This window comes from Marinomonas pontica (assembly GCF_036322735.1).
In the GTDB taxonomy this organism is placed as follows: domain Bacteria; phylum Pseudomonadota; class Gammaproteobacteria; order Pseudomonadales; family Marinomonadaceae; genus Marinomonas; species Marinomonas pontica.
Genome location: NZ_AP027271.1, coordinates 2,634,386 through 2,646,701 on the forward strand (window position 1 = coordinate 2,634,386; position 12,316 = coordinate 2,646,701).

A 12,316-nucleotide genomic window follows, 5' to 3' on the forward strand; every position below is an offset into this window, starting at 1 on the left:
ACTTAACCTCGATTACGCGCCATTCGGGTACTGATTAGAATACTTGAAAAAATACACAGCATTCCCAGAATGGCGAAGACATCCGGCACATGCCCCCAGACAGCCCACCCCCAAAAACCACTGAACACAACACCCACATAACTTACCGGCGACACCACACTGGCTGGGGCATAGGTGTACGCCAAATTATACAGATACATCCCCACATACAAAGTCGCCGTTACTACACCAACCCATGGCCAGACATCCATAGGCAATCGTAAAGAATCTCCTTGCAAAAACACCAAGGGAAGAGAAAGAAGCGTCGACACAAAAAAATACACAAACAACGTCTCTTGACCAGACACTTGCTGCGATAACATGCGCGTTGTCACCATCGACAACGCCAAACCGACAGCAGAAACAAAACCAACAAGATGCCAAGGATTTAAATGCGCAGGGGTCGGCTGAATCACAAACGCCACTCCTACAAAGCCTACTATTAAAGGCAACCAACGCGCCTTTGGAATCCGTACACGATGCAATATCAGCACCACAAAAGGCACACACAAAGGAGCACAAGTGCGCAACAATGACGCCTCAACTAAAGGAATATGGTTCAAGGACCAGTAATAAAACAGAAAACCAACAAAGCCACCGAAGCTGCGTAGAAAATGGATTTTCCAAACAGATAGTGGCCGCTTCTGCCAGCGCCCACGCATTTGAGGAAGCAGAATCAAAGCGCAAAACACGCTCTGCCAAAAAACCAACGTAGAGACCGCAATCATAGTTTGAGCTTGCTTGGCAGCCAGCGCTGTTAATGACATAACAAACGCATAAGCGATTGTCATGACAATCCCTTTTTTTACTAACTCATTATCGTCTGACACACAGCGCTCTTTAAGTACAAAGTTGGGAAGATAAAGTGACCGTTATATCAACGCCCACCATTCAAGTGATATGTAACGCAATATCAAGGGTTTGTCGAACGATTAGAAGCGCCAAGATAATGCGAAAAAAGCGGATGAGCCACATCCTGAGATAAAACGGACACGGACTCATGGGCCGCGACTCGACCATGCTCTATGAGCAAAACTCGCCCGCCAACCAAACTCGCTTCTTGCGGCAAATGCGACACCAATAAGGTAGTCAATCCCAACTCTAACGTTACATCATTCACCAGATACAACATCTCTTCACGTAAAGCGGGATCCAACGCACTAAATGGCTCATCCAATAGCAAAATAGGCTTCCTACGAACCAACACTCGAGCAATCGCCACACGCTGAGCTTGTCCTCCGGACAGTGCCTGTGGAAATCGATCAGCCTTATCAGCAAGCTGCGTTTTCTCTAATGCCCAAAGCACCTTGTCTTTTTGATCGGCCGTCAACGCTAAAGAAGGCGATAAGCCAATGGCGACATTGTCAAAGACGGTCAACTGAGGAAACAAATTATCGCTCTGAAACAAGGTTGAAATGGGTCTCTCATAAGCTGGCAACGACAACAATGATTCTTCATGAAACCGCAATTCCCCACGGCCATCTAAAAAACCACCCAGTAAATGCAACAGCGTACTTTTTCCTTCGCCACTGCCACCAAGCAACGTGGTGATCCCTTTCGAAATCTCCACACAATAGTGTGCGTGAAAGTTTTCCCAGTCATATTGCAGGTTAATTTCTAGCATTCAACGCTCCTTTTGCTTTCCGGCCACCAATAAAAAAGGATGAAGAAAAAAACAGAGCCAAACAAAGCAAGATCAATACGACAGCCACACAGGCTCCCTCTTCCAGTTGATACGAGCCGATTAATTGAAACAAATACAAGGGCAACGACACCAAGCCCTGACTACCAAACAAGGCAATCACCCCCATGTCTCCAAGGGAAAGCAATAATGCATAACCAAACGCCTGTGCAATACTTGGGCGCAGCAAAGGCCATTCCAGACGCCATCGAGACCCCGCACGGACACCTAGACTTAAATACAAATTTCTAAAACGGCGCTCTTGTTGGTACATCATTGGCATAAGAGCACGCAATACAAACGGCAACGCCATCACCGCATTGACCCAAACCACCACCCAGTAACTGGATCCTAACCCCCAACCAAGATCGCGCAAAAACAAAAACAAACCAGTGGCGATCACTAAACCTGGCACCATTAAAATCATGTTTCCTAGATGTTCGAGTTTGTTAGGCAATATAGACAGGTATTGTCTCGCCATACAGAACCGTGCCAGCACGCCAAAGCTCACACCAAGAAAAAGACTCACCATAGCGGCCGGAATGGCTATTTGTAATGACACAAAAACGGCATTCCACAATGCTTTTGATTGCAGCGCTTGAAGAAAAATAGGCGAAAACATCGGATCAAAAATGGCCAAAAAAGGAGGAATCACCAAAACAAACGCACACAGCAATGCAATAGCATCCCCGATTTTTGACAAAAATGAGTCTTTTAACGCATAACTTTTTATCGACAATAAGCTCATATCTTGTCGATTAACCGGCGCAAGTCGATACACAATAACCGCAAATAAAGTACATATCAGCACCTGCAACAGCGCCAAAAAGCTGGCTTTATTTAAATCAAATTCAAACCTCAGCGCCTGATAAATAGCCACTTCCAGCGTACTAAATTTGGGTCCACCCCCCAGGCTCAATACCACCGCAAAACTCGAAAAACACAACATAAAAATAAGCACAAACGCGCCTGGCAAAACCTTCTTAAGATAATGCCACTCAATCAAACGAAACGCATTCCAACGGGAAAAACCCAACTGTGAAGCTTGGCGCCACTGGCCTGCAGGTATCAAATCATAACCCTGCATCAACAGTCGTACCGCCAATGGCATATTAAAAAACACATGCGCCAACAGTATACCCAGCAAGCCATACAGAGGGATTTGGACACCAAATAGACTGCTTAGCCAACCGCTTCGGCCGTATACCACCACCAAGCCCAAAATCGCCACAATGGTTGGCACTACCATAGAGACGGAAAATAGCTGCAATAACAAAGATCGCCCATAGAACTGGCGGTGTATTAGGCAAGACGCAACTGGAATGGCAATAAGCAAGCTAATTCCGCTGCTTAGTAATGCTTGCCACAGAGAGAAACGTACAACTCGCCACAGATAGGGTTGCTGCATGTAGCCAAGCCAAGAATGTAATTCACTATAACGCAAAAGAGCCGCCAAGCTGGCAGCTCCCATTATCAGGAAAAAGCCAACACCCAATAGCGCTGGCCACAACCCTTTTACTGCTCGAAAAGAAAGCAACTTAACGACTATTATCGAGTTGTAGCATTTAGCCACTCGTCGACCCAAGCTTTACGATGTGTTGCTACGTCTTTTGCTGGCAAGACAAGGTTCTTTGTTGGCTTTAAAGCACCATCAAATGCGGCCGGTAATTTTTCATCTAGTTTCACGACGGGCAACATCCAATTGCCCGTTGCCACCGTTGATTGGAAACCTGGCTGTAAAATAAACTGCATAAACTGTTTCGCTAAAGCTGGATGGGGTGCATCTTTCATCATTGCCGCCACTTCAATTTGCGGGTAAAGGCCTTCACTGGCCATTGCAGCCTTATACTTGTTATCCCCTTCCGCCACAATGTGATACGCAGGTGACGTCGTGTAACTCAATACCACATCCGCCTCGCCTTTCAAAAACAAGCCGTAGGCATCAGACCAACCTTTAGTAACGGTTACCGTATGTGAAGCCAGCCGCTCCCAGGCATCGGCCGCGTTATCCCCATAAACAGATTTCATCCATAACAACAAACCCAGCCCAGGTGTACTGGTACGAGGATCCTGATAAATAACACGTAAATTTTGATTGTCCACCACCTCTTTCAAGCTAGCTGGCGGATTTTTCAGTTTCTCAGAGTTGTAAATAAAGGCAAAGTGACCTTGGTCGAATGGCACAAAGACTTTATCCGTCCACCCACCCGAAATCGTCACGGCAGACGTATCAACAGCATGATCCACTAATAAGCCCGTTTGCTTTGCTGCTTCCATCAGGTTGAGATCTAACCCTAGAAGCACATCCGCTTGTGACGATTTGCCTTCTAATTGCGCGCGAGACAAAATACCAACAGAAGAATCCAGTGCGACAAAATTCAATTCGCACTCACACTCTTGTTCAAAGTTTGCTTTAATCTTAGGGCCCGGCCCCCAGTCGGAAGCAAAGGAATCATAGGTATACACATTAAGGGTGTTAGTCGCTAAAACAGCAGGCGAAAAAATAACGCCAAGCGCCATAACAGCCGCAGGCAAGGAAGAGGGTAACGAAAGTAGTTTCAAAGTGTCGCTCCTAAAATAAGTGAGCGGCGTACAGGGGAAATGGCAAGCAGTGTATTTTGAGCTAGATTTTTTTAGCCGTTCAACTTGCTATCTCGATTCCTACGCCAGCATGATCTGGATCAGGTTCGGTGGGTTAGCAGAAAATCCGCTTCTCAGCCCTAGCATTGAGTCAATGCCAAAACACCCCATGAGATAATGAGCGTCTATTGTAAGGAGTCGTTTAACGGAAGTCTATTTCGGCAAGCACCCTTGTGACAGCACCTTGGTTTTTTTCTGCAAAACGCAGTGCCGTCTGACCCAACCTAAAGCGTTGAGAAGACTGTCCCGCCAAATCCACTACTACTTTTTCAAGCTGCGCTTCATCTTGACAACGAATGGCACCATTGACTTGCAATAACTGATCGGTAATATCCGTAAAATTAAACGTGTACGGCCCCACTAGAATGGCTTTACCTAGCAAAGCCGGTTCAATCGGGTTATGCCCACCTCGTTTTATCAAACTCCCTCCCACGAAAGCAAGATCAGATGCTTGATAATAATTCATTAACTCCCCCATTGAGTCACCTATGATGACATCAGACTCAGACCACTGATCCAGCGGCACCTGACTTCGAAGCGCAACCCTATCGAATGATTGCATAGCCAAGGTTTTTACGGCATCAAAACGCTCTGGGTGACGAGGCACCAGTATCAATAGCGCCTCAGGGTACTTTTTCATGAGTTCAGCATGAGTACGTAAGAGCATTTCATCTTCGCCTTGATGAGTACTTGCACCCACCCAAACAAAACGAGATCCAAGCTGACGACGCCAATTCGACTCAAGAACACCTGGTGGCACGACAAGATCAAATTTAATACTGCCTGTCACCATAACTTTTTTTGCACCTAACGCTTCAAAGCGAACAGCGTCTGCTTGCGCATGAGCTAAGAAACAATCGGGCAATGCGAACAGCGAACGAGAAATAGTCGAAAACTTTTGATACCGTAGAAAAGATCGCTCACTCAAACGCGCATTCACCACATCCACTCGTAAACCTCGACGCTTTGCCTGCTGTAACAAATTAGGCCAAAGTTCAGTCTCGACAACCAGAAGATGCTTACAGGACAGTGCGTTTAGCGCTCTTTTAACACTGAAACGCCAGTCCATTGGCAAATAGCGGTGTTGGGCAAATGGAAAGGTTTTCGCCACTTGCTCAGCGCCCGTTGGAGTCATAGTCGTTATCAACAACCGATGAGAGGGATATTTCTCTTGCCATTGCGACACCAATGGCCGCACAGCCAATACCTCACCAACAGACGCACAATGAATCCACAAATCCGCGTCAACGGTGGGCCATAAACCAAATGCTTCTTTCGCCCGATAATTCGCATAATCTTTTTTAAAACGCCGGACTTTTAACAAAATCAACGGCGTTAATAGCGCGAATAGAATACGATAAAGCCACATAACTACGCGGACGTCTCACTAAACTGCTGATTATGAAGTTGTGCATAAGCCCCATTCATCGCCAACAATTCACTGTGAGAGCCTTGCTCAATGATCTCGCCATGATCCACAACGGCGATAATATCTGCGTTTTCAATGGTTGATAGTCGATGCGCAATAGCAATGGTCGTTCGATTAACCATTAAATTTTCCAGTGCTGTTTGAATAGCGCGCTCTGACTCGGTGTCCAACGCGGATGTCGCTTCATCCAAAATCAAAATGGGTGAATTTTTCAGTATTGCTCGAGCAATAGCGATACGCTGACGCTGACCGCCAGAAAGCAATACGCCGTTTTCACCAACCATGGTATCTAAGCCATGATCAAGTTCCTGAATGAATCCCCAGGCATTGGCGGCTTGTGCCGCGGCTACCACATCATCATCACTCACACCATTTAGGCCGCCATAAGCGATATTGTCGCGAATCGTTCCGTTAAACAGCACCACTTGCTGATTCACCAAAGCGATGTTGGAGCGTAGTTCCGTCAACTTATAATCGGCAAGTGAAACGCCATCAATCTTAATGTCGCCTTCACCAAAGTCATAGAATCGAGGAATCAAATTCGCCATCGTGGACTTCCCACTGCCAGAACGACCAACCAAAGCCAGCGTTTTCCCAGCAGGCAAATTCAATGTTATGTTCTTCAACGCTGGCTTATCAGCACCTGGATATTGAAAAGACATGGATTGCCATTCTATATCGCCTTTTAAACGGTCAATAGAAATCCCGCCTTTATCGACCTCTTCCTGCATATCTAGAAACTCAAAGATACTATAAGAAGCCGCTATCCCTTTTTGCAAAATACTGTTCACATCCGTCAACTGGCGAATGGGCTTACCCAGCATGCCAGCCGCTGTAATAAAGGCAATAAAGTCCCCAGACGTCATGTTCGAGCTAATTGAAGGACTCAAGGCAAACCAAATCAAAATGGCCATTGCCGTTGCGAGAATAAATTGCACAATGGGCACGTTTAGCGCTTTGGTTTTTTCCATTTTCAACTGTGAGCGTCTATTTTCAGCGGCCGCTTTGTGAAAACGCTCTATTTCATATTGACTTCCACCAAATATTTTAACGACCTCATGGCCTTTAATCGCTTCAGAAGCCACGTCAGTCACCCCACCCATCGCATTCTGAATGCGAGCGCTTAATCGACGAAAACGCTTAGAAGCATAAGAAACCACCAAACCAATTAAGGGAACCACTAATAAAAATAATAGCGTTAATCGCCAATTCATGTAGATCATATAACCTAACAAACCAACAACAGTCATACCTTCACGCAACAAAATTCGAATAGCTTGCGTAATAGAGCCAATAACCTGCTCTGTGTTGTATGTTAACTTCGCCAACAAGCGACCTGTAGGAGTCGAGTGGTAATAACTAGAAGGCAATAACACTAGCTTATTGAACATATTGGTTCGTAAATCAAACACAACATTGTTCGCCACTTGAGCCATAAAATAGCTACCAAGAAACGTCCCGATCCCCCGCAAAATGAAAATACCTAAAATAGCAGCAGGAATAACCAATCGACTTTCGGTGATTTTTCCTTCGGATACCACATCCACCATATGCTTCAATAATGCAGCTAATGCTGGCTCCATTGCTGCGTAGATAACGTAGCCGATAATACTTAACAGCAAATATCCCCATGATGGGCGAACATACGTCAGCAAACGAAAATAGGTTTGCATCCCGGTCGCAGGTTCTTTAATAGAGGACGTCTCTTTTTCAACACTGTCATTTTTTTGCATTTACAAATTCGCTTTTTTAATAATAGCTGTAGTCGAATAGCCATCAACAAAAGTTAAGACCTTCACCTCCCCGCCATGGGCTAGGACATGATCGGCACCAACTATGGTATTAATCGTGTAATCCCCACCCTTAACCAATACATCAGGCGTTAAATATTCAATTATTTCTTTCGGCGTATCTTCATCAAACCATGTCACCCAATCAATAGCACCAACACCTTCAAGAACGGACATGCGATGAACCAAATCATTAATGGGGCGCTTTTCACCCTTTAAGCGCTTTACCGATGCGTCTGTGTTTACAGCAACAATTAGCCGATCTCCAAGTCCTTTTGCTTGCTTCATATAAGCAATATGACCTGGATGAATAATATCAAAGCACCCGTTAGTGAAAACCACTCGCTCCCCATTCATTTGAGCCAGCTTCACCTGCTCTAGCAGCTCGGAAGGCGACAACACACCGAAATTTGTTGAATGAGAACGCTGATACATAATCGCCGCTAATTGATCAGCCGTTATAAAAGCCGTTCCGAGTTTTCCTACCACAAAGCCAGCCGCCTGATTAGCGTATTCAACCGCATCCGTGAACCGCTTACTCGTCACAAACACAGCGGTTAATACAGCGATGACCGTATCTCCTGCCCCTGTCACGTCATAGACTTCTTTGGCGGATGTAGCAAGAGAAAAGGGGGATTTACTGCTCTCAAATAATACAAGTCCATCTTCACCACGAGTAACTAATAAAGCCTCCCAACCAAATTGCTGCCTAAGGAGCTCGCCCTTTTGCTGCACATCGGCATCTGACGCACACTGACCAACAATGGTTTCGAATTCAACAAAATTAGGCTTTACCAGTGTTGCACCCTGATAAATTGAAAAGTCCTCTCCTTTTGGGTCAACAAAGCTTGGAATATTGGCCTCATTCGCATACTTAATTAACGTCTGAACATCATTCAGACAACCTTTATTGTAATCAGAAAAGATGACGGCATCAGCATCAGGGAGAACGCTCTCAACCATATTAGCCACAGCTTCATTCTGAGTTAAACTGTACTCATGCTCTTCAAAATCTAAACGAATCAATTGCTGATGGCGACTCATTACACGCAATTTGGTAATTGTTGGTAAAGAGGCAGAACGAACAAAATGACAAGTAACGCCGCTTGCCTCAAGGCTGTGTTCTAGTACTTTGGCATTATCGTCTTCACCAACCACACCAATCAAAGTTACTGTCACGCCAAGCTTAGCCAACCCTAATGCGACGTTAGCGGCACCGCCGGGGCGATCTTCTATGTTCGATACTTTCACTACTTGAACAGGCGCCTCAGGAGAGATACGGGAGGTACCACCATGCCAGTAACGATCCAGCATCACATCCCCAACGACGAGAATATGTTTATCATTAAAATTCAAATATGAAGAGTTCATAGCCACATAATAATCGATTTTTGAAAGCCGCCATCTTATCATACTCCTCAGTCAAGTTGGACATACTCAATATCACATGAAATAAGGCTATTTACCGTATGCTGGAATCAACCATTCCCATCTGCCACTCGTTTGTTTTTCAAAAGCTGCTTAAAAACTGGGCTGCGCATGGCATTAACAAGGATTTTGGTTTCAGCTACGAAAGCATGACTCATGATTGGTCGAATAACCCTGTCGGGCGAATTCGCCTACTCACACAGTGCAGACAGCTATACACATTCAGTCATGCCTGCCAAATTCAGCCATCTGACGAACTGCGTGAAAGACTCAAGCCTCTTTTTCGTTTCATAATCACCCGCTACTTTGTAAACGAACGCTGGATCTTTTCTTTAAACGATGACCTCTCGACAAAAGACAGACAATCTGACGCTTACGCCATCGCCTTTGTCTTGTTGTCTTTTAGCCATTATTACAAGATAACACAGGACGATAGAGCCTTATCTTACATGAAGAAAACCCACCGCTTTCTGCACGAAAAAATGCAATCTGAAGCAGGTGGATTTTACGAAACCTACCCGGTTGACGACACACAAATTCGCCGCCAAAACCCGCACATGCATTTATTAGAAGGCTATATTGCTGCTTACGAAGCTACGCAGGATGATGAATACAAAAAGACCATCCACTCTCTACTGTCGTTAGCGCTAGAACACTTTTACGACAAAAAAACAAACACTCTACGTGAATTTTTTACTGTCGATTGGAAGCTTGACCCACAAATAGGAAATCAAGTTGAACCCGGCCATCACTTTGAATGGGTATGGTTACTCTATGAAGCAAATAAAATCATACCAAACACGGATCATACGGATTTAGCGCAACAGCTATGGTTAACCGCCACCAGATACGGACTCGCCAAGAATGGCGGCATTTACAATCAAATAGACGCAGAGACTTATCTTCCAATTGACACCGAAAAGCGTATTTGGCCGATCACCGAATATTTAAAAGCCATCACGGTAATGCCCATTGGCAAAGAGGAAAAGGTCGATCGCTTAGAAAAAGCAATCGATTTCATTCAACAGCACTATCTATTACCAGATGGCCGCTGGAATGAATACCTTGATGAAGACAATACACCTAAGACATTCCCTCTTCCTGGAACCAGCAGCTATCATATTTTTCTCGGGCTAACGGAGGTGTTAAGATGGTCAGAACACAATAACTCTCATACAATTTAATATCATTGCCACGGCAAATACTCGAACACGACTCTGTTCAGTAACGGTATCCAGCAAGACTTAAAACGTCAATTAGGCCCAAAAATGAAAACCAGTATCGTCTTTACAACTTACAACTCTCCTGCTTGGCTAGAAAAAGTCCTTTGGGGATTTTTTGAGCAAACAGCCAAAGACTTTGAAATCGTCATTGCTGATGATGGATCACGTGAAGACACACGAGAGCTCATTGATCGAATGAAAAAAGAAACCACTATCCCAATAAAACACGTCTGGCAAGAAGACGATGGGTTTCAAAAATGTCGAATCCTAAACAAAGCCATTCTTGCATCCGAAGGGGAATACCTGATTTTCACCGACGGCGACTGCATCCCTAGAAAAGACTTTATTGAACAACATCTAAGACTGTCAGAGCGAAATACCTATTTGTCCGGAGGCTATTTCAAGCTCCCTATGGACATAAGCAAAGCCATAACAAGGGAAGATATTGTTAGCCAAAAAGCCTTTGATGTAAGTTGGTTAGTTAGTATGGGACTTAAGAAAACGCACAAAACAATGAAGCTGACAGCCCGCGGAGCTTGGGCCGATTTTCTGAACAAGATAAGCCCTGCTCGACCAACTTGGAATGGGCACAGCGCTTCCTGCTACAAAGAGCACATTTTAGCCGTAAACGGTTTTGAAGAAACAATGCAATATGGTGGTCAAGATTGTGAGTTTGGTGATCGACTCGTTAATTACGGCCTAAAAGCAAAGCGTATTAGATACTCTGCTGTGTGTATTCACTTAGACCATAAGCGTGGATACATCACCCCTGAGATGCTAGCAAATAGCAGATCGATCAGAGAAGACACCAAAAAGAACAAAGTAATCAAAGCAAGGGTAGGTATAGATAAACATTTGAGAAACCACTCCTAAACACAATTCAATATTAACAACAAAGAAAAGTTTAAAATGGATCATTTATTTATTACCCGAAAAAATGTACATGCTCGGTACTACAAAAGGCTAATTGGAAAATTAGACCTTAAGTGTTACCTTTATGTCATGGGAAAACCAAAAATAAATTCTTTGTGGCACTTAAAAACCGCCTTTAAAAAAAATCTTGATAGCGTCATTGAAAAGCAAGTAATAAGAAAAAAAGCTCAAAGTACAATCTGGCACTTCAAGCTAATAGAAAAAGCCTATTCGTTTATTGTAAAAGTTCAAGAAAAGCTAAGGTTTGCAAAGTACATAGCTGTTTTAAAAGAATACAAACCTAACAGTGTTATCGTATGGAACGGCAAAAAGCTACCTAACATAACCGTTGTACTAGCCGCCAAACACTTAAACATAGACGTTTTTTATTTTGAAAATGGCTTACTTCCACACACTACAACTTTAGACCCTACAGGCGTAAATGCATCTTCTTCGCTGAATAAAACACCCGAGTTTTACCTCAAATTTGACCCAGAAAACAAGTTGTCATTTTCACCTCCAGAACTATCTCAAAGAGGAAACCATAAAAAGCGACAAACCTTTAAAAATACAGAACTACCTAAGAATTATATTTTTGTCGCATTCCAGGTACCCCACGATACTCAAATAGCAAGCCATTCACCTTGGATTAGCTCAATGGAAATGCTATATGACGAAGTAATAAAATCGACTAAACCGCTTAATGATCCATCTTTAAAAATAGTTTTTAAAGAACATCCCACTTGGCACAAACACTATAATCATTTGTATGATAAAAATGATAATGCGGTATTTGCAAATGGAAATCTAACTTCAGAACTAATAGAGCATTCTAAGGCTGTAATAACGATTAACTCCACAGTAGGTTTAGAAGCCTTATTACTAAACAAAAAGGTGATAACGCTTGGGGAGGCTTGCTATAACATTGAAGACCTTGTGCTTCATGCGAGTAACTCGAATGAGCTGACATCTTGTTTGAAGAAAATAAATGAAGGCTGGACATTCAACCAAACTCTCAGAGATAAATTTTTCACTTATCTGAAGTATATTTATTGTATACCTGGAAATAGAAGCAAAGCTGAGGAAGAACACGTTCTTGCTATCAAAAACAGGCTTAATGGCAGCGATACATTTTCTTTAACACGTAATAAAGAGAGCTAAAATAAGATCAAAC

At 43.8% G+C, this 12,316-nt stretch carries 10 protein-coding genes and 1 riboswitch; of the genes, 3 read left to right on the forward strand and 7 right to left on the reverse strand.

Features of this window, described 5'->3' with window-relative positions; translation table 11 throughout:
• Positions 1-2 precede the first annotated feature (2 nt).
• From AABA11_RS12420 to hldE, 7 genes are all read right to left on the reverse strand, one after another.
• Complete coding sequence (locus AABA11_RS12420) at positions 3-869, reverse strand: DMT family transporter (protein WP_338268381.1); 867 nt, start codon at positions 867-869, stop codon at positions 3-5.
• Positions 870-952: 83 nt separating this feature from the next.
• The gene (locus tag AABA11_RS12425; RefSeq protein ID WP_338268382.1) at positions 953-1,663 is read right to left on the reverse strand and encodes a thiamine ABC transporter ATP-binding protein; all 711 of its coding nucleotides are present in this window, start codon (positions 1,661-1,663) and stop codon (positions 953-955) included.
• Entirely contained in the window at positions 1,650-3,293 is a 1,644-nt protein-coding gene (gene thiP, locus AABA11_RS12430; protein WP_338268385.1) for a thiamine/thiamine pyrophosphate ABC transporter permease, read from the reverse strand. Before thiP ends, AABA11_RS12425 begins: the two co-directional genes overlap by 14 nt.
• Entirely contained in the window at positions 3,269-4,282 is a 1,014-nt protein-coding gene (thiB, locus tag AABA11_RS12435; protein WP_338268387.1) for a thiamine ABC transporter substrate binding subunit, read from the reverse strand. Before thiB ends, thiP begins: the two co-directional genes overlap by 25 nt.
• A gap of 78 nt (positions 4,283-4,360) precedes the next feature.
• Positions 4,361-4,480: riboswitch (TPP riboswitch) on the reverse strand.
• Positions 4,481-4,502: 22 nt separating this feature from the next.
• Entirely contained in the window at positions 4,503-5,729 is a 1,227-nt protein-coding gene (locus AABA11_RS12440) for a 3-deoxy-D-manno-octulosonic acid transferase (protein ID WP_338268390.1), read from the reverse strand.
• A gap of 2 nt (positions 5,730-5,731) precedes the next feature.
• On the reverse strand, positions 5,732-7,522 hold the full coding sequence (msbA, locus tag AABA11_RS12445) for a lipid A export permease/ATP-binding protein MsbA (protein ID WP_338268392.1): 1,791 nt from the start codon (positions 7,520-7,522) through the stop codon (positions 5,732-5,734).
• Entirely contained in the window at positions 7,523-8,950 is a 1,428-nt protein-coding gene (gene hldE / locus AABA11_RS12450; RefSeq protein WP_338268395.1) for a bifunctional D-glycero-beta-D-manno-heptose-7-phosphate kinase/D-glycero-beta-D-manno-heptose 1-phosphate adenylyltransferase HldE, read from the reverse strand.
• Between the two features lie 98 nt (positions 8,951-9,048).
• Here hldE and AABA11_RS12455 point away from each other — a divergent pair, with 98 nt between their 5' ends.
• From AABA11_RS12455 to AABA11_RS12465, 3 genes are all read left to right on the forward strand, one after another.
• Positions 9,049-10,191 (forward strand): AGE family epimerase/isomerase, encoded by a 1,143-nt coding sequence (locus tag AABA11_RS12455; RefSeq protein ID WP_338268397.1) that lies wholly within the window; start codon positions 9,049-9,051, stop codon positions 10,189-10,191.
• Between the two features lie 84 nt (positions 10,192-10,275).
• Entirely contained in the window at positions 10,276-11,103 is an 828-nt protein-coding gene (locus tag AABA11_RS12460; RefSeq protein WP_338268400.1) for a glycosyltransferase family 2 protein, read from the forward strand.
• Positions 11,104-11,139: 36 nt separating this feature from the next.
• The gene (locus AABA11_RS12465) at positions 11,140-12,303 is read left to right on the forward strand and encodes a capsular polysaccharide export protein, LipB/KpsS family (protein WP_338268403.1); all 1,164 of its coding nucleotides are present in this window, start codon (positions 11,140-11,142) and stop codon (positions 12,301-12,303) included.
• The last annotated feature ends 13 nt before the right edge of the window (positions 12,304-12,316 follow it).